Origin of the sequence: Bacillus sp. Nf3 (assembly GCF_003028545.1) — a bacterium.
Taxonomy (GTDB): Bacteria; Bacillota; Bacilli; order Bacillales; family Bacillaceae; genus Bacillus; species Bacillus safensis.
In genome coordinates, this window is the sequence record NZ_PYUA01000001.1 from 858,286 (window position 1) to 875,513 (window position 17,228).

Annotated in this window: 20 protein-coding genes and 1 pseudogene; 17 read left to right on the forward strand and 4 right to left on the reverse strand. The window is 41.6% G+C overall.

All coding sequences use genetic code 11. The features are described 5' to 3' along the window. The first annotated feature begins 53 nt into the window (after window positions 1–53). Window positions 54–314, forward strand: coding sequence for a YugE family protein (locus C9414_RS04265; RefSeq protein WP_039181076.1), 261 nt, complete (start codon window positions 54–56; stop codon window positions 312–314). On the opposite strand, the gene C9414_RS04270 is transcribed toward C9414_RS04265, so the two are convergent. Then, a complete protein-coding gene (locus tag C9414_RS04270) occupies window positions 311–1,135 on the reverse strand; it encodes an alpha/beta fold hydrolase (RefSeq protein ID WP_024425926.1) in 825 nt (274 codons plus the stop codon). The two genes, C9414_RS04265 and C9414_RS04270, sit on opposite strands and share 4 nt — an antisense overlap. 175 nt (window positions 1,136–1,310) lie before the next feature. On the opposite strand from C9414_RS04270, the gene C9414_RS04275 reads away from it, so the two are divergent. From C9414_RS04275 to yugI, 3 genes are all read left to right on the forward strand, one after another. Beyond that, window positions 1,311–1,811 (forward strand): Lrp/AsnC family transcriptional regulator, encoded by a 501-nt coding sequence (locus C9414_RS04275; protein WP_003213765.1) that lies wholly within the window; start codon window positions 1,311–1,313, stop codon window positions 1,809–1,811. Further along, window positions 1,812–3,005 (forward strand): aminotransferase, encoded by a 1,194-nt coding sequence (locus C9414_RS04280; protein WP_039181074.1) that lies wholly within the window; start codon window positions 1,812–1,814, stop codon window positions 3,003–3,005. Between the two features lie 198 nt (window positions 3,006–3,203). Then, on the forward strand, window positions 3,204–3,596 hold the full coding sequence (gene yugI / locus C9414_RS04285) for a S1 domain-containing post-transcriptional regulator GSP13 (RefSeq protein ID WP_008345795.1): 393 nt from the start codon (window positions 3,204–3,206) through the stop codon (window positions 3,594–3,596). A gap of 247 nt (window positions 3,597–3,843) precedes the next feature. Here the strand turns inward: yugI and C9414_RS04290 are convergent, their stop codons facing one another. Beyond that, on the reverse strand, window positions 3,844–4,080 hold the full coding sequence (locus tag C9414_RS04290) for a DUF378 domain-containing protein (RefSeq protein ID WP_003212952.1): 237 nt from the start codon (window positions 4,078–4,080) through the stop codon (window positions 3,844–3,846). Window positions 4,081–4,224: 144 nt separating this feature from the next. Here C9414_RS04290 and C9414_RS04295 point away from each other — a divergent pair, with 144 nt between their 5' ends. The 5 genes from C9414_RS04295 (at window position 4,225) to C9414_RS04315 (ending at window position 8,924) form a co-directional block, all read left to right on the forward strand. Beyond that, window positions 4,225–5,388: an iron-containing alcohol dehydrogenase gene (locus C9414_RS04295; RefSeq protein ID WP_107163127.1), complete on the forward strand. Its 1,164-nt coding sequence runs from the start codon at window positions 4,225–4,227 to the stop codon at window positions 5,386–5,388. A 120-nt stretch (window positions 5,389–5,508) separates the two neighbouring features. Then, window positions 5,509–6,681 carry an iron-containing alcohol dehydrogenase gene (locus C9414_RS04300; RefSeq protein ID WP_101676429.1) on the forward strand — a complete coding sequence of 391 codons (1,173 nt, stop codon included), beginning with the start codon at window positions 5,509–5,511 and terminating at the stop codon, window positions 6,679–6,681. A 126-nt stretch (window positions 6,682–6,807) separates the two neighbouring features. Then, the gene (locus C9414_RS04305; RefSeq protein ID WP_107163128.1) at window positions 6,808–8,163 is read left to right on the forward strand and encodes a glucose-6-phosphate isomerase; all 1,356 of its coding nucleotides are present in this window, start codon (window positions 6,808–6,810) and stop codon (window positions 8,161–8,163) included. Between the two features lie 111 nt (window positions 8,164–8,274). After that, on the forward strand, window positions 8,275–8,493 hold the full coding sequence (locus C9414_RS04310; protein ID WP_047203926.1) for a hypothetical protein: 219 nt from the start codon (window positions 8,275–8,277) through the stop codon (window positions 8,491–8,493). Window positions 8,494–8,522: 29 nt separating this feature from the next. Continuing rightward, window positions 8,523–8,924 carry a YugN-like family protein gene (locus C9414_RS04315; RefSeq protein ID WP_024423291.1) on the forward strand — a complete coding sequence of 134 codons (402 nt, stop codon included), beginning with the start codon at window positions 8,523–8,525 and terminating at the stop codon, window positions 8,922–8,924. Here C9414_RS04315 and C9414_RS04320 read toward each other — a convergent pair. Beyond that, the gene (locus tag C9414_RS04320; RefSeq protein WP_047203927.1) at window positions 8,921–9,907 is read right to left on the reverse strand and encodes a potassium channel family protein; all 987 of its coding nucleotides are present in this window, start codon (window positions 9,905–9,907) and stop codon (window positions 8,921–8,923) included. The genes C9414_RS04315 and C9414_RS04320 overlap by 4 nt on opposite strands. A gap of 126 nt (window positions 9,908–10,033) precedes the next feature. On the opposite strand from C9414_RS04320, the gene C9414_RS04325 reads away from it, so the two are divergent. From C9414_RS04325 to C9414_RS04350, 6 genes are all read left to right on the forward strand, one after another. Continuing rightward, window positions 10,034–10,258: a YuzI family membrane protein gene (locus tag C9414_RS04325; protein WP_107163129.1), complete on the forward strand. Its 225-nt coding sequence runs from the start codon at window positions 10,034–10,036 to the stop codon at window positions 10,256–10,258. Window positions 10,259–10,339: 81 nt separating this feature from the next. Continuing rightward, window positions 10,340–11,014 (forward strand): zinc metallopeptidase, encoded by a 675-nt coding sequence (locus C9414_RS04330; protein ID WP_024423288.1) that lies wholly within the window; start codon window positions 10,340–10,342, stop codon window positions 11,012–11,014. Between the two features lie 48 nt (window positions 11,015–11,062). Then, complete coding sequence (locus C9414_RS04335; protein ID WP_047203929.1) at window positions 11,063–12,355, forward strand: hemolysin family protein; 1,293 nt, start codon at window positions 11,063–11,065, stop codon at window positions 12,353–12,355. Between the two features lie 112 nt (window positions 12,356–12,467). After that, window positions 12,468–12,869 carry a secondary thiamine-phosphate synthase enzyme YjbQ gene (locus C9414_RS04340; RefSeq protein WP_039181060.1) on the forward strand — a complete coding sequence of 134 codons (402 nt, stop codon included), beginning with the start codon at window positions 12,468–12,470 and terminating at the stop codon, window positions 12,867–12,869. A gap of 16 nt (window positions 12,870–12,885) precedes the next feature. Then, entirely contained in the window at window positions 12,886–13,917 is a 1,032-nt protein-coding gene (locus C9414_RS04345; RefSeq protein WP_107163130.1) for an NAD(P)H-dependent flavin oxidoreductase, read from the forward strand. A gap of 24 nt (window positions 13,918–13,941) precedes the next feature. Then, complete coding sequence (locus tag C9414_RS04350) at window positions 13,942–14,190, forward strand: hypothetical protein (protein WP_047203931.1); 249 nt, start codon at window positions 13,942–13,944, stop codon at window positions 14,188–14,190. A 21-nt stretch (window positions 14,191–14,211) separates the two neighbouring features. Here the strand turns inward: C9414_RS04350 and C9414_RS04355 are convergent, their stop codons facing one another. Then, the gene (locus C9414_RS04355) at window positions 14,212–14,952 is read right to left on the reverse strand and encodes a protein-glutamine gamma-glutamyltransferase (protein ID WP_107163131.1); all 741 of its coding nucleotides are present in this window, start codon (window positions 14,950–14,952) and stop codon (window positions 14,212–14,214) included. A gap of 340 nt (window positions 14,953–15,292) precedes the next feature. Between C9414_RS04355 and C9414_RS21275 the strand changes: the two are divergent. Further along, window positions 15,293–16,183, forward strand: a pseudogene (locus C9414_RS21275) (cache domain-containing protein); the annotation flags it as partial. 114 nt (window positions 16,184–16,297) lie between these two features. Continuing rightward, window positions 16,298–17,125, forward strand: a complete 828-nt coding sequence (locus C9414_RS21280; RefSeq protein ID WP_390273526.1) for a methyl-accepting chemotaxis protein — start codon at window positions 16,298–16,300, stop codon at window positions 17,123–17,125. The last annotated feature ends 103 nt before the right edge of the window (window positions 17,126–17,228 follow it).

Sequence of the window (17,228 nt, forward strand, 5' to 3'; positions counted from 1 at the left end):
TCTTGGTTGTGCTAAAATAAACATCACAAAATTTATTATAAGCGGTGATACCGATGAAAGATAGTCAAGCTGTAGAAGAGATGATTCAATTCATTAAGGCATGGGACCCTTTTCATTATGGAGAGGATTTTTATGAAACGGAGCCTGCTGACGTCATCAGTGCATTATACGACGCAGAAGACCCGTTATCTTTAGCAAAAGAGATTCAAGCCATCTACCATCACTCATTTGAACAGCTTCTTCCGATAGAGAGCTGTCAGCATATAGCAAATCAGCTTTTTGTCTTGCGAGACAGCAGCTCCTGTTCACGCTAAGACAGGCTGAAATGTCCGATTTGATCAGACACAAAGACCGGATTTTCCTCAGGAATGAGATGCCCGGTTTTTTTTAATGCATGTAAGGTCGAATTTGGCAGATCTTTGTGCAGTCTTTCGCCTATTTGAATGGGAACGATTCGATCTTCCTCGCCCCAAATGAGCAGCACGGGTGTTTCCATTTTCTTTAAAACGTCCGAGGTTAAATCTCCTTCCCGGTGCCGAATCAAACGAAATATTCCCCGAAAGATTTGATCATCTGAAAACGGTTTTAAATATCCGTCGACCATCTCTTGATCAATGATGGAGTGATCATGCACAACGGCAGTTAAATTTTTCATAATGCCCTGTTTTAAAAGCTTTCTTTTTAGATACAGATAAAAATAAGGAATATATGTGCTGTAAACAAGTGATCTTTTTGACTTATTCAAATATCCAGAGCTGCACAAAAGAACCGCCTTTTCAAATAGGTCCGGCCGCTCAGTAGCAGCGTATAAGGCAATCTGTCCTCCCATTGAATGGCCTACTAGAATCGCATGCTGAATCTGTAAATAACCAGCTAACTCAATAATAATTTTTCCCATGTTGCGATAGCTGTAAATAAACGTATTCGACTTCTCGGACTGTCCAAATGGCGGCAGATCTATTGCAATTAAATTGAAGTCCTGTTTCAGAAGCGGGATGAGTTTTCGATAGCTGAAGGTAGAAGAGAAGAGACCGTGAATTAAGATCAATGTCTTCTTGCCCTCATTTGGATAGTGCTCGTAATAGATATCTAAACCGAATGTACTTTTCATATAAGCTGGCTGAACAATGTCCACAATCTTCACTCCGATACTTGATACTCTCTCTGTTAGGTGACTGTATTGTACCCTAAAAAGTGGATTTTAAGCTATCATTAGAATCTTTTCCCTGCTTAGCATAATGGGAAAAACGTGCTATAATGTTCAGAAGATTTTTTAAAACTAGCTTTTATAATCTGAGGTGTGAAATCAAATGAAACTAACAGAAAAAGAAACTGAAATATTAGAGATTTTAGATGAAAACAGCCGTGCCGATTTAAATACAATTGCAAAAATGGCAGGCGTGACAACAGAAGAAGCCGAAGCCATCATTCAAAAACTTGAAGATCAAAAAGTCATTATTGATTATTCAACTATGATTGACTGGCGAAAAGTGGATGGCCATGAAGGCGTTACAGCAATGATTGATGTAAAAGTGACACCAAAAAGAGGCGTTGGATTTGATGAAATTGCTGAACGGATTTATCGGTTTCAGGAAGTGGAGTCTGTCTATCTCATGTCAGGTGTTTATGATCTTTCCGTTGTGATCCGCGGAAGATCAATGTCTGATATTGCCCGCTTCGTATCTGAAAAATTATCGACACTTGATTCCGTTGTTTCAACAACTACCCACTTTATTTTGAAAAGATATAAACATGATGGGAAAGTGTTTGAAACAGGAGACGATGACAAAAGAATCGTGGTGTCTCCTTAAATGAAAAAGTCTTATTTATCTGAAACGGTACAAAGCATTCAGCCGTCAGGTATTCGGAAATTCTTTGATTTGGCTGCCACAATGGAAGGGGTTATCTCCCTTGGTGTCGGTGAGCCGGATTTCGTGACAGCTTGGAATGTCAGAGAAGCAAGTATTATGTCATTAGAACAAGGACTGACCTCCTATACGGCGAATGCAGGTTTAATCTCTTTGCGAAAAGAACTGAGCCACTATTTATATAAGCGGTTTCACATTGACTACAGTCCAGAAGAAGAACTCATTATCACAGTTGGCGGAAGCCAGGCGCTTGATTTGGCCTTTCGTGCGATTTTAAACAGCGGAGATGAAGTGATCATTCCAGAGCCTTGTTTCGTAGCATACGGGGCGCTTACGACACTTGCAGGCGGAGTGCCTGTCTATTTAAGTACATCCGCTGAAAAAGATTTCAAAGCGGATTCTGCTGATCTTCGCACAAAGCTGACGCCGAAGACAAAAGCCATTTTGCTTTGCTCGCCATCAAATCCAACGGGATCTGTTTATTCAAAGGAAGAGCTTGAAGATATTGCTCAATTTGCGAAAGAGCATGACCTGCTCATTATTACGGATGAGATTTATGCTGAGCTGACATACGATGAAGCTTTTACAAGCGTGGCGGCTATTCAGGATATGAAAGAAAGAACGATCTTGATTTCAGGCTTTTCTAAAGGGTTTGCCATGACGGGCTGGCGCTTAGGATATGTGGCAGCACCACCTGTACTGCGCGATGCCATGCTGAAAATACATCAATATTCTATGATGTGCGCGCCGGCGATGGCACAATATGCGGCAGAAGAAGCATTAAAAAATGGGCTTGAAGATGTAGAGAAAATGAAGAAAAGCTATAGAAGACGCCGTAATTTGTTTGTCGGCTCCCTGAATGAACTAGGACTCACATGTCACCAGCCAAACGGAGCATTTTACGCGTTCCCATCGATTAAAAGCACAGGCATGACATCAGAACAATTTGCTGAGGAGCTGCTCCTAAGTGAAAAAGTCGCTGTTGTTCCTGGGAATGTATTCGGACCGAGCGGTGAGGGTCATATACGCTGTTCATACGCTTCGTCACTTGATCATCTTCAGGAATCACTTTCAAGAATTCAGCGCTTTTTGCAGGCTCGACAAGTGAAGGAAGAAGCATCAGCCATCTTAAAATAAAAAAAGGCATCAATCCAAATGGACTCATGCCTCACAAATTAGGGGGGAATACTAGAAAGCATTCTTGTTTTCAGGTATTCCCCCTTTTGATCTAATCTAAACCCATTTAAAAAATATTTTGCGTAACTGCCCGTTCTGTGATATAGTTTTTAATTGCGTATAAACGAATATTAAAACATTTATTTAGGAGTTGTTATCATGGCGACAAAGTTTGAAGTAGGCAGTGTTTACACTGGTAAAGTAACAGGATTACAAGCGTATGGTGCGTTTGTTGCATTAGATGAAGAAACTCAAGGACTTGTGCATATTTCTGAAGTAACACATGGCTTTGTAAAAGACATCAACGAGCACCTTTCAATTGGTGACGAAGTACAAGTAAAAGTTCTTTCTGTTGATGAAAATGCAGGTAAAATCAGCCTTTCTATCCGTGCGACACAAGAAGCACCTGAAAGAAAAGAAAGCAAACCAAAGAAACAAAGACCACAGCAAGTGAAAGAAGAAGCTGCTGCACCACAAGGTTTCAATACGCTTAAAGATAAACTTGAAGAGTGGATTGAGCAATCAAACCGTAAAGACCTTATCAAGAAATAATAAAAAAGCACCTCTTCAAACGGTGCCTTAGATTGTTGACAAAGGGCTAAAATGATCTTTATTTTAGCCCTTTGTCTTTTTTTTCAGCGTGATAGAAAACCTTTGAAGTCTAGGAAGGGCGAGCACTGCTGGAGCGGAGCGAATTTAGAATTCGTGAGCACCAGCGCGCAGACCTGACACCGAATGTGAGGGTTTGTCTACACGCTGAGGCTGCCTCACGTAGGCAGCCTTTTTTATGTCCTTTTATTTAACGAACCTCTGGATTTGGCTCGTCACGGCGAACAGCTTCTTCGCTTGGCTTGAACAACAGACCAAGGTTGACAAGACCTGCAATTCCAACAAGACCATAAATAATACGTGATAATGCAGAACCTTGTCCGCCAAAGATCGCTGCTACTAAGTCAAATTGAAAAAAGCCGATTAGTCCCCAGTTAATAGCACCGATAATCGTGAGCACGAGGGCAATACGCTGAATAGCACTCATCGTGATTCCTCCTTTCGCTACAGCATCAATACATTTATATTTTGCAGATTTTTAGCCAAACTATGCGTAAGAAAATGGATGAAAGCAAATTACTTTACTTTTGGAATGAATGAGGCGCATAATGTAGCGCGAGGAGGAGATCACATGGATCGATTTACTTATTGGAACCCAACGAAATTAATTTTTGGAAAGGGAGAAGTATCAGCCCTTTCAGATGAACTCAAACACTACGGAAAAAACGTATTACTTGTATATGGTGGAGGCAGTATTAAACGAAACGGCCTTTATGACCAAGTTGTCAGCATCCTAAAAGAATCAGGAGCTGCCATCACTGAACTTTCTGGCGTAGAGCCAAACCCGCGCTTAACAACAGTAAGAAAAGGGGTCGAGCTTTGCAAAGAGAACGATATTGATTTTATTTTGGCAGTTGGCGGCGGCAGTGTCATTGATGCGACAAAAGCAATCGCTGCTGGTGCGAAGTACGATGGAGATGCTTGGGATATCGTGACACGTAAGCACGTCCCAATGGAAGCTATTCCGTTCGGTACTGTGTTGACACTTGCCGCAACAGGCTCTGAAATGAACTCTGGATCAGTTATCACAAACTGGGAAACAAATGAGAAGTATGGCTGGGGAAGTCCAGCAGTTTTCCCGAAATTCTCTATTCTGGATCCAGTCAACACATTCACTGTGCCTAAAAACCATACGATTTATGGCATGGTTGACATGATGTCACATGTGTTCGAACAATATTTCCATCACACAGAAAATACACCTTATCAAGATCGTATGTGTGAAGGACTTCTTCGCACTGTCATTGAAACGGCACCGAAGTTGATCAACGATCTAGAGAACTATGAGTTGCGTGAAACGATTTTATTCACTGGTACAATTGCGCTCAATGGAATGCTTTCAATGGGGGCACGCGGTGACTGGGCATCTCATAACATTGAGCATGCAGTATCTGCTGTCTATGATATTCCTCATGCAGGCGGACTTGCGATCTTATTCCCGAACTGGATGAAACATGTGATTCAAGAAAACCCAGGCCGTTTTAAACAATTAGCGGTGCGTGTATTCGATGTAGACCCTGCGGGCAAAACAGACGAAGAAGTCGGCTTAGAAGGAATCGACAAGCTGTCTTCTTTCTGGACAAGTCTTGGTGCACCAAGCCGTTTAGCTGATTATGACATCAACGATGAGAAAATTGATTTAATTGCAGACCGTGCAATGGCACGTGGTGAATTTGGTCAATTTAAAAAGCTAAACAAAGAAGATGTTTTAGCTATTCTGAACGCTTCTTTATAATTGAACAACAAAAGATAGCTGCTTGCGGGCAGTTATCTTTTTTTGAGTTCATCGTGTACATATGTTACAGTAGTCTTTCATGTTTTTGGATATATTCGTTGTAAGGAGATGTTTCAACAGATGGAGAATTTTATTTACTACAATCCAACAAAATTGATGTTTGGAAAAGGACAGCTAGAAGGACTCAAAAGCGAACTCGCTCGTTATGGAAAACGAGTGTTACTTGTATATGGCGGCGGCAGCATTAAGAAAAATGGTCTTTATGACAATGTCATCAGTGCGTTAAATGAAGCAGATGCTGAAGTGTTTGAGCTGTCTGGTGTTGAACCAAACCCGCGCCTCACAACAGTGAAAAAGGGAATCGATATCTGCCAAAAGGAGAACATTGATTTCTTATTAGCCGTCGGCGGCGGAAGTGTGATCGACTGTACAAAAGCGATTGCAGCCGGAGCAGAGTATGACGGTGATGTGTGGGATATTATTTCAAAGAAAACAACCGCTCAAAAAGCACTGCCGTTTGGCACAGTACTGACACTTGCAGCAACTGGTTCAGAAATGAACCCGGACTCTGTCATCACAAACTGGGAAACGAATGAAAAATATGTGTGGGGCAGCTCTGTCACTCACCCTGCTTTTTCGATTCTAGACCCTGAGCATACGTATTCTGTGCCAGAAAACCAGACAGTGTATGGCATGGTCGATATGATGAGCCATGTATTTGAACAATACTTCCATAATGTCAAAAACACGCCTCTACAAGATCGGATGTGTTTTGCTGTTCTTCAAACAGTCATCGAGACAGCACCAAAGCTTCTTGAAGACTTACAAAACTATGAACACCGTGAAACCATCCTTTATGCAGGAACGATTGCTTTAAATGGCACGCTGCAAATGGGTTACTTTGGCGACTGGGCATCTCATACGATTGAGCATGCTGTATCGGCTGTCTATGACATTCCGCATGCAGGCGGACTTGCCATCCTCTTCCCAAACTGGATGCGCCACACCCTTGATCATAATGTAGAACGTTTTAAAAACCTTATGCTGAACATGTTTGACATCGAAACAGAAGGAAAGTCAGATCGTGACATCGCATTAGAAGGAATCGACAAACTGTCAGCATTCTGGACAAGCCTCGGTGCACCAAGCCGTTTAGCTGATTATGACATTGGTGAGGATCAACTGGACAAAATTGCTGACATTGCAGCAAAAGAAATGGAATATGGTGGTTTTGGAAACTTTATGAAACTTAACCGTGATGACATTCTATCAATTTTGAAAGCTTCTTTATAATCCAGATTGCCGCTTCTCATTCGAAGAAGCGGCTTTTTGCTATGCCAGTGACGATCACTTGATTTCAAAAGCTAGTTCCGCTAAAGTGAAAGGGACAGAACTAACGTAATGGAGGGCTTACAAGCGATGACACATATTCAATTTGACTACTCGAAAGCGTTACCTTTCTTTCAAGAACATGAGCTTACATATTTAAAAGATTTTGTGAAGGTGGCCCATCATAATATTCATGAACAAACGGGTGCAGGCAGTGACTATTTAGGCTGGGTGGACTTGCCGAAGCAATATGACCGCGAAGAATTTGCCCGCATTAAAAAAAGTGCAGATAAAATTAAGTCTGACTCTGATGTCCTGCTTGTTGTTGGAATAGGCGGGTCATATCTAGGTGCACGTGCGGCAATTGAGTTTTTGAACCATTCTTTCTATAACACATTGCCAAAAGGCAAGCGCAAGACACCGCAAATCATTTTTATTGGAAACAACATCAGTTCTTCTTATTTAACAGATGTGATGGATCTATTGGAAGATGCAGATTTCTCCATTAATGTGATTTCAAAATCTGGTACAACAACAGAGCCAGCCATTGCGTTCCGCATCTTTAAAAAGCTCCTTATTGAAAAATACGGTGCTGAAGAAGCGAAAAAACGTATTTATGCGACAACTGACAAGGCACGCGGTGCACTGAAAACATTAGCAACTGAAGAAGGCTATGAATCATTTATCATCCCTGATGATGTAGGTGGACGCTATTCAGTATTAACAGCAGTCGGTCTTTTGCCAATCGCTGTGAGCGGTGCAGACATTGATCAGATGATGGAAGGTGCGGCAAAAGCAAGCGAAGACTTCGCTTCATCTGAGCTTTCTGAAAATGTGGCTTACCAATATGCTGTCGTCCGCAATGTCCTTTACAATAAAGGCAGAACGATTGAAATGCTGATTAACTATGAGCCAGGCTTGCAATATTTCGCAGAATGGTGGAAGCAATTATTCGGTGAAAGTGAAGGCAAAGATGAAAAAGGAATCTATCCTTCATCTGCTAACTTCTCAACGGATCTTCATTCACTTGGCCAATATGTTCAAGAAGGAAGAAGAGACTTGTTCGAAACAATCGTCAATGTAGACAAGCCTCGACATGAGCTTGTGATTGAAGCAGAAGAACAAGACCTTGATGGCTTGAACTATCTGGCAGGAAAAACGGTTGATTTCGTCAATAAAAAAGCATTTGAAGGAACAATGCTTGCCCATACAGATGGAAAAGTACCGAATCTTATCGTGACAATTCCTGAGATGGATGCTTATACATTCGGATACCTTGTGTACTTCTTTGAGAAAGCATGTGCGATGTCTGGATATTTACTAGGCGTCAATCCATTCGATCAGCCTGGAGTAGAAGCTTATAAAGTAAATATGTTTGCTTTACTAGGCAAACCGGGCTTCGAAGAGAAAAAAGCAGAGCTTGAAAGCCGTTTAAAACAATCATAAGACGAAAAAGCACACCTTTACATAAAGGTGTGCCTTTTTTGTTTTATTCAGGTTCCTGTGCAAGCTTTCCTATGTTCTGTACATAGAATAATAAATGGAGGAGGGTGAAAAATGAGGACCAATCATATTTACATTCATGATATTTCTGGTCAGGCGATCGTGAACTTTGGCAATGTCGGACGCATTTGTTCTATGAGTGCTACGAAGGAAACAGCAGGTTCCGGCAGCGATAACGAGACGAATCAATCATCTAATCAAAGCCTATTTGATGCCGCGTTTACAAACAATGTACAAATCACAAAGGGCAAATGTATGAATTCCTCTCTTTAACGAACCCTATACAAAAAGGAGGGTTTCGTATGATTCATGTACCATCCAGGCTGCCTGGTGAAAGCTTTTCACTTTACCATTTAGAAGAAACGATGAAGCCGCTCGGTTATGTCATTAATGGCAACTGGGATTATGATCACGGATATTTTGATTATAAAATTGATAACCGTGATGGCTATACCTTTCTCAGAGTTCCATTTACAGCCGAGAAAGGCCAGCTGGATCAGCCAGGTGTTGTGGTGAAAATGGGACATCCATTTCTCTTAAAACATGTATATCAAGACAAGTTAGATGATCATGCGATGGTTGGAAATGTGGGCGCATCCTTTAACCAATTCCAAGAACCAAAAGAGAAAGATGGAGATGTATCAAAGGCTTATGCTGAGATTGGCTTTTCGCTCGTCAAGGAATTAGAAGACGCACTGCTTTAAAGGCTGATCAGTTCATCCTCTGGATGAAGCTCATAGCCAAAGGGAGGATTCATCATGGGTCCTTCTTTTTTTTGTACGCCAACGATGATCACATGATGCTCTAAAAAGTGATGGAGCGCTGTTAAGAAGGTTTCTCCAGCCAATGAAGCCGGTACAGGTATGATGGTGACGTTTTTATGCAAGGTCATTTGTCGTTTTTTTGTTAACGCCGTAAGCTGTTCCTTTATCAGAAAATGTTCAACCATTAAATGATTGACAGCATCAGAGGTATGAATAACTTGGTTGGCACCAGCACGTTCGGCATTTTTCACGTAACGATCTGTTAAGATTTCGATTAAACAATATAGCGAAGGGTTTAATCCTTTTGCTGCAAGTAAGGTTAAAACACTCTGCATATCGGCTGTCACTTCATTTTCATGCTGATCTGCGGTAATCATCAGTGCATCTGCACCGGTAATATTGGCTTTGCGGAGTGTGCTGTCTTCGGTCCCATGTCCTTTAATAAAATGAACATTCTCTAAAAGAGGCCCCTCTTTCAAGGAGTCATCAATCAGCACAATCGGCATGGCTGGATCAATCGTTTGAAACGACTGAAGAAGTTTGTTCGTCTTCTCGTTCCAGCCGACGATAATCAAGTGTCCTTTCCCCTTAAAGGCTACCTTGCCCTCAACATAATGGTGCTGCTTGCTGAACACAGCTGCGGCAAGTGTTGCGAAATAAGCGGTGACAAAGCTGGCTCCGATAAAAATGAGTGCCATACCCGCCACCTGCCCTGGCATGGTTTGCGGCACAAAATCACCGTAGCCAACCGTAGAGACTGTAATGAGCGCCCACCAGATCCCATCAAAGATCGTATGATACTGCTTCGGTTCAAGTAAAACGATTAATTGTCCAAAAAAAAGAAGCAAGAAACAGATGATGATGGCAATTCGAAGATAAAGCGGCCACCTTAGCCAAGCGATAAAGATACGGTTTGATTTCATCGGACTCTTCCTTTCAGGAGAATGCTAATGTCAGTATGCCCGATTGAGGAAACATTTTTTCATCTTCGTCATGTATTGAAATAGAACCCATATCTTAAAATAAGGGAGAAGAAGGAGGGAATTCGAATGTCGTTCGTTCAAAAAACCGCACTTCTTTTTATTGGCGCGCACTTTTTATCATCAGCTGTCATCTTACTCGTGTTTGATTTAAATGCTGTGAATCATTTTATGAGTGATTTTTCATGGTTGCACTTTTTTCAAGAGCTCTATGGTACAGTGACCTTTTATACAGCTTGCTTAGGTGTGTTCTTCTTTTTCATTGGTGCGGTCATTCCCCTGAAAAAGACCTAGTGCTTTTTGCTGTACATGGTACATAAAAGTCATTAAAATTGTAAATAAATATATAAAATAAAAAGGAAGCTGATGAGCATGCTGTTTTTTTATTTTTTAACATTTGCCGCATTGGGATTATCATTTTGGGCACAATTTAAAGTGAAGAATAATTTTGAAAAGTATTCAAAGGTGGAAGCATCTAGTATGAAAACAGGTGCTGAAACCGCTCGATATATTTTAGATCGAAACGGGTTATACGATGTGCCCGTTGAACCGGTAAGAGGAACTTTGACTGATCATTACGACCCGACGCAGCGTGTGGTTCGTTTATCTGAACCTGTGTACTATGGCCACTCCATTTCGGCCATTTCAGTCGCATCACACGAGGTTGGACATGCCTTGCAGCATCAGGAATCCTATGGTGCGCTTGTTTTGAGACATAAGATCTTTCCTGTCGTGAACTTTGCATCTGGTGTTGCTCCGCTTCTTTTCCTTGGTGGAATTTTGCTCAGCAGCCTTAACTTAATCGGGCTTGGGATCATTTTGTTCTCAGCAGCTGTATTCTTTCAGCTTGTGACATTGCCTGTCGAGTTTAATGCAAGTTCTCGTGCAAAAGATATCATTGTTTCAGAAGGAATCATTAGAAGCAGTGAAGAAAGAGGCGTGAACAAGGTGTTAAATGCTGCAGCTCTTACGTATGTAGCAGCGGCCCTTGTCTCCCTGTTTGAATTGCTCCGTTTTGTAATGATCTTCCTAAATGGCCGTAATGATTAATTGATGCCAGAGGAGGTGAGCCCTTACCAGTGTTAGGTAAGGGTTTTTTTGTACATTTTAAACGTATTTTTAGTCATATTACTCATTGCTGCGACAGCATTTTTTGTTGTCACTGAATTTGCGATTGTGAAAATTAGAGGCTCTAAAATCAACCAGCTGATTGAAAGCGGTGATAAGAGGGCCATCCATGTTCAAAAGCTGATATCAAATTTGGACGAATATTTGTCCGCCTGTCAACTTGGAATTACCATCACAGCTTTAGGCTTAGGGTGGCTGGGTGAGCCGACGGTGGAGCATTTTCTGCATCCGCTTTTTGAAAGAATCGGGCTTCATTCCGCATTAACTGACATCCTTTCGTTTATCATCGCATTTGTGATCATTACGTTTTTACATGTTGTTGTTGGAGAACTCGCGCCTAAAACAATTGCCATTCAAAAGGCAGAGGCCGTCAGCCTTGTGACAGCAAAACCACTCATCTTTTTCTATAAAGTCATGTACCCGTTTATTAAAGCATTAAATGGAGCTGCACGAAGCATCGTGAAATTATTTGGTTATCATTCTGTCAAAGAACATGAGGTGGCGATTAGTGAGGAAGAATTGCGACTCATTTTATCTGAAAGCTATGAGAAGGGTGAGATTAACCAATCTGAGTACAAATATGTGAATAAAATCTTTGAATTTGATAACCGAGTGGCGAGAGAGATCATGATCCCGCGTACAGAAATTTCAGCTATAGAGATTGAACAGACTCTGGATGATGTGACTCATTATATGCTGAACGAAAGGTACACACGCTACCCTGTTATTAAAGAAGACAAAGATCATGTGATTGGAGTTATCAATAGCAAAGATGTATTTAAAGCGAGCTTCCTAAATCAAGATGTATCTATTGAAGACTTAATGCGTCCGGTGATCCGAGTCATTGAAAGCACCCCTGTTCAAGAATTGCTCATTTTGATGCAAAAGGAACGAATCCATATGTCAGTGCTCGTAGACGAATACGGAGGTACAGCGGGACTAGTCACAGTAGAGGACATATTAGAGGAAATTGTCGGAGAGATTCGAGATGAATATGATCAGGATGAAACACCTCACATCGTGAAAAAAGGTGATTTCCATTATGTGATGGATGGGAAAGCGTTAATTGACGAAGTAAATGATTTATTGGATTTAGCCATTGAGAATGATGATGTTGATACAATTGCAGGCTGGATGATGACGCATAAATTTGATTTTGACATTGGAGATACGATTGAAGCAGAAGGCTGTGAATTTACGATCATTGATGCTGAAGACCACCATATTCGAACCATTGAAGTCAAAAAGGTCCACTTTTCTTAAAAACCTCGTATTGCTTGACGAGGTTTTTTTGCTTGGTAAACTTTAGGTAAGAAGATTTGTTTCACATAAAAAGGGTATGAATTTATAGAAACGTCAAAAAGGGGCAGCTCATATGAAAAAAATCAATGTACAAACAGACAGACGCGATGACATGATCGATGTCACACACGAGGTTCTCCAATATGTCAGGGAAACAGGCATACAAAACGGAACTGTCATCGTCTATTGTCCACATACAACAGCAGGGATCACCATTAATGAAAATGCGGATCCAGATGTGAAACGGGATATGCTTCGCCGGCTTGATGAAGTCTTCCCGTGGGAACATCCAAAGGACCGCCATATGGAAGGAAATACGGCAGCACATATGAAAGCGAGTTATATGGGGGCGTCTCAGCATGTTCTCATTCATGATGGAGATCTTGTACTTGGCACTTGGCAGGGAATCTATTTCTGTGAGTTTGATGGGCCGAGACATCGTCATTTTTATGTACAAGTGTCGTCAAACGAGTAAGAGATGGGGGAAGTAAATGGGGGATATCAAAAAGTTACTGCAGATTGAACATGGAATCATCCAAGCGCCAATGGCAGGAGGCGCTGTGACACCGCAGCTGGCAGCTGCTGTTTCGGAATACGGAGGGCTTGGCAGCCTGGCAAGTGGATATGTGCAGCCTGACCATTTAAGACAGCAGATTAGACAGGTCAAACAACTGACATCTCGCCTGTTTCAGGTCAATGTGTTTGTACCAGAGTCAATTCCAGAAGTGAAAAAAGAGGATGTGGCATTTTGGGAAAAGAGACTGCCTGCACGCCCGTCAGCAGATAGGATGCCAAACGAAGAAGAATTGTGGGATGATTTTGAACAAAAAATCAACATTCTTCTGGAAGAAGACGTTCCGATTGTTTCCTTTACATTTGCCTGTCCAAAAGAACAAACGATTCACCGCTTAAAACAAAAGGGAATCTTTTTAATCGGAACGGCCACAACAAAAGAGGAAGCACTGCTTTTAGAGGAAAAAGGAATGGATGCTATTGTTCTGCAAGGAAGTGAAGCAGGGGGGCATCGCGGCACATTTTTACATGCAAAAGGAGACGCACTGCTGGGACTGATCAGTCTGATCTCTGATGTCAAACCGCTCTGCCGCGTGCCATTGATTGCCGCCGGAGGTATCACGGACCGAGCAGGTGTGAAAGCAGTGCTGGCGCTTGGAGCAGATGCGGTTCAAATCGGCACAAGGTTTTTAGCCAGCCAGGAAAGTGCTGCGGCAGAGGTATACAAGAAGGCCATTTTACAGGCAGAAGGCAGTGAAACAAGGGTGACAAGGCTTTTTTCTGGGAAAAGAGCGAGAGGCATTGTGAATCAGTGGATGGAGGATGAAAGCCTGCATGAAGATAGGGTTCTTCCTTATCCGGTTCAGCATGTATGGACAACACCGATGCGAAAAGCAGCCGCTGCCGGCGGTAACCCTGAACAAATGGCTCTGTGGGCAGGACAGGGCGTTGGACGTATTCACTCGATTTTAACCGTTGAAGACATCATGCACGAACTGACGCAGATATAAAATCATGACGGGTGGTGTGACAGGATGGACATCTTAAAACATTCCTACCGAAAAAAAGGTCAGATTGAATTCTGGTTTGATGATTTCCCTCATTCTCCTGCCGTCCTTACGCCCATTCGTCACTACTATTTTGTTCGATACGTGAAGTGGAGCAGGCACGATCCACCGGTCACAAGAAAAGATTTAGAAGAAATGGAGATCCTTGCGAACACGTTGCTTGGCACACTCCCAAATTATCGTAAACGCAAGGCATACAAAAGCCCCTTGTCATAACCAATAGACAAGAGGCTTTTTTCAGCTGCCAAACATTTGCCTGAGATAAATCACATCCATCCGGGTAGTCTGCGGTAATAAATAAGCGGATTGAACTGCACCTGGCCGTCTTCTCTTATTCAGTTTGTCGATAATTTCTGCTGCTGTTAAAATTCCAAGCCCATGACCGTAATATTGATCTTCTCCTAAGTAAATCACATTTTCCCCGCGCCATTGCGACTGCTGATAGCTAAACTCTGGATTTTCGAAATATAAGCAATCCCCATAGATAAAATCATTTCCGCGCTCTGTATAAATTGACAAAGTATCATAGTGCCAGTCATACAGTGTTAAACTGCGAAGTCTTCGATTAAACTTCTCCTCGCCTACTGTTTGCAAGACTCCCATATAAAACACAATGACAATCGCCGTTGCACATTCAAATGCATATTTTGAACCATTTTCAAAAATGTCTTTAATGCCTCTAGATGGCTCCACTTGATAGCGCAGCTCTAGTGCTCCTGCTTCCGATACACGCCAAAACGCATCATTTGCACGAGACCTTTGAAAGATGGCAAATGAGGCACCACTCTTATTCAAATCTCTTGCAGCATTCATAATGTTCGATCTTAAAGTGACCTCAAATAACAAATCAGATGCTTGCCTATAGTGGAACGTATCATTCGAGGCCTGTAACTGCATCAAAATGATCCGCTTTTGTCCTTCTAGCTGAAACGATGCCAGCTGCTCATTTGTCACTGGCTGTCCTGAAAGGATAATCATATGAAAAGCGCCCCCCTTTAGTATTAGCGTATGCAGGGTGCTTGGGCAAGGAATCAATTTGTGAAAATAAACAAAAAGTCATCCTTTTTATTTGAAAAACATGAAAATAATATCAAGCCGTCCGATATATAAAATAACGTTTAAAAGGAGGAAAAACATGAAAAGTGTAATAAAATGGTTGAAAAAACCATCGATTTCTAAAAGATTGATTATTTCATTCACACTTGTTCTCGTCTTGCCCATTATTACACTCAGTACGATTTCATATCAGATTGCCAAAGAAGAACTAGATCATGAAATCATGTACGGAGCAAATGCAAGAGTTAATGAACTGAATGACATGATCGAGCAAAAGCTTTCGAATAAGGAAAAAGCGGTGAAACTCTTTGCTGAAACATCTACTGCTGCAGACTTTAAAAAGAAAAACCAGGACGAACTGTATGAGCATTTTGAGATATACAGCAAAATCAATGAAGATGATGTAGTAGGTTTTTATGCAGCAAGTAAAAATCGTGATTTCATTCAGTTTCCTAAAGTAGACATACCAAAAGGCTATGATCCAACAACACGTGATTGGTATCAACTAGCGATGCAGGATGAAAAAGGTGAGCCTGTTGTCTCCAATCCATACATTTCTGCCACAACAAACGGAAAGGGCTCTTCCAAAACAAACGGCATGGTTGTCACGATTGCTCAGCGCCTGAAGGATGGGTCGGGAGTCATCGGAATCGATATTGATGTGCAAGACATTGTAAATAAAATAAAAGATATTAAAATTGGACGAGAAGGATATCCAATTATTGCAAATAAAAACAAACAAATTGTAGCCCATCCAGAAGAAAAATCAGGATCTAAGGTCACAGAAAATATTTCATCTATCCTTTACAGCGGCAAAGAAGGAACATCAACTTATGAGAATAAAGGAGAACAAAAGCGTCTCGTTTTTGTTACGAATGATTTAACAGGTTGGAAAATTGCTGGAACGATGTTTGTCTCAGAAACAGAAGAAGCAGCACAGCCAGTTTGGAATTCTGCCATTATTCTTTTAATTTCTTCATTTATCCTTGGCGGTGTCGCTATCTTCTTTATCGTTCGCTCGATCACAATTGGACTGAGAAGGCTTGTTGATTTCTCAGAAAAGGTGAGCGATGGGGATTTAACAGAAACCCTCGAAACGAAATCGAAGGATGAGATAGGAGACCTCACAAGAAGCTTTAGCAAAATGAGTGAATCTCTTCGTGACGTCATTCGTGCTGTACAGCAGTCTGTCGACAATGTGGCTTCGGCTTCAGAGGAGCTGACGGCAAGTGCGAGCCAAACGAGTCAAGCAACAGAGCATATCACGATGTCGATTGAACAATTTTCAAATGGAAATGAAGCACAAAACGAGAAAGTCGAATCTAGTACGAATCAGCTTGTGGCAATGAACGAAGGATTACAAGATATGTCACAAACCTCATCTGAAGTGGCTGCTGTCTCACTTCAATCAACAGAGGCGGCTGGTCAAGGCGGGCGAATTGTTGAAAGCACAGCGAGCCAAATGAAACATATTGATACATCCGTACAAGAAGCAGAACAGGTCATGAAAGAATTAGAATACAAGTCTAAAGATATTACGAGTATTTTAAATGTCATTAATGGCATTGCGGATCAAACAAACTTACTTGCGCTTAATGCAGCAATCGAAGCAGCAAGAGCAGGTGAATCAGGACGCGGCTTCTCCGTCGTTGCCGAAGAAGTGCGAAAACTAGCTGTCCAATCCGCAGATTCAGCGAAAGAAATTGAGAAGCTTATTCAAGAAATTGTGTTAGAAATTGCTAAATCTCAAGATATGTTCAAAGCAGTCAATCGAGAAGTAAACGCAGGGCTCGGTATGACAGAAGAAGCTAAAGAAAGCTTCCAGCACATTTATGAGGCGGCAGAAGGAATGTCGAAAAAACTGTCGCAATTAAACGATACAGCCATTGACCTATCGAGCGGTTCAAAGCTTGTTTCACAAGCGATGCAGGAAATGCGCCAAGTCTCAAGAGAAAGCGCAGCAAACATTCAGGACATTGCGGCTTCAGCAGAAGAGCAGCTAGCATCTATGGAAGAAATCACGTCTTCTTCTGTAACACTTGCCAACATGGCAGAGGAGCTAAAAGAGCTCACAAGTCAATTTAAAATTAATTAAATAATGATGAAAAAATATCCAGAATTGTCTGGGTATTTTTTTTATTTTTAAACGTCATTTCCAGTCTCTAAAAATACACCTTTCATCCGATATTAACTTTAGA

Coding starts and splice junctions, on each gene's coding strand:
- C9414_RS04265 (WP_039181076.1), top strand. CDS start 54: ATGAAAGATAGTCAAGCTGTAGAAGAGATGATTCAATTCATTAAGGCA.
- C9414_RS04275 (WP_003213765.1), top strand. CDS start 1,311: ATGAAACTAACAGAAAAAGAAACTGAAATATTAGAGATTTTAGATGAA.
- C9414_RS04280 (WP_039181074.1), top strand. CDS start 1,812: ATGAAAAAGTCTTATTTATCTGAAACGGTACAAAGCATTCAGCCGTCA.
- yugI (WP_008345795.1), top strand. CDS start 3,204: ATGGCGACAAAGTTTGAAGTAGGCAGTGTTTACACTGGTAAAGTAACA.
- C9414_RS04290 (WP_003212952.1), bottom strand. CDS start 4,080: ATGAGTGCTATTCAGCGTATTGCCCTCGTGCTCACGATTATCGGTGCT.
- C9414_RS04295 (WP_107163127.1), top strand. CDS start 4,225: ATGGATCGATTTACTTATTGGAACCCAACGAAATTAATTTTTGGAAAG.
- C9414_RS04300 (WP_101676429.1), top strand. CDS start 5,509: ATGGAGAATTTTATTTACTACAATCCAACAAAATTGATGTTTGGAAAA.
- C9414_RS04305 (WP_107163128.1), top strand. CDS start 6,808: ATGACACATATTCAATTTGACTACTCGAAAGCGTTACCTTTCTTTCAA.
- C9414_RS04310 (WP_047203926.1), top strand. CDS start 8,275: ATGAGGACCAATCATATTTACATTCATGATATTTCTGGTCAGGCGATC.
- C9414_RS04315 (WP_024423291.1), top strand. CDS start 8,523: ATGATTCATGTACCATCCAGGCTGCCTGGTGAAAGCTTTTCACTTTAC.
- C9414_RS04320 (WP_047203927.1), bottom strand. CDS start 9,907: ATGAAATCAAACCGTATCTTTATCGCTTGGCTAAGGTGGCCGCTTTAT.
- C9414_RS04325 (WP_107163129.1), top strand. CDS start 10,034: ATGTCGTTCGTTCAAAAAACCGCACTTCTTTTTATTGGCGCGCACTTT.
- C9414_RS04340 (WP_039181060.1), top strand. CDS start 12,468: ATGAAAAAAATCAATGTACAAACAGACAGACGCGATGACATGATCGAT.
- C9414_RS04345 (WP_107163130.1), top strand. CDS start 12,886: ATGGGGGATATCAAAAAGTTACTGCAGATTGAACATGGAATCATCCAA.
- C9414_RS04350 (WP_047203931.1), top strand. CDS start 13,942: ATGGACATCTTAAAACATTCCTACCGAAAAAAAGGTCAGATTGAATTC.
- C9414_RS04355 (WP_107163131.1), bottom strand. CDS start 14,952: ATGATTATCCTTTCAGGACAGCCAGTGACAAATGAGCAGCTGGCATCG.
- C9414_RS21280 (WP_390273526.1), top strand. CDS start 16,298: ATGTCGATTGAACAATTTTCAAATGGAAATGAAGCACAAAACGAGAAA.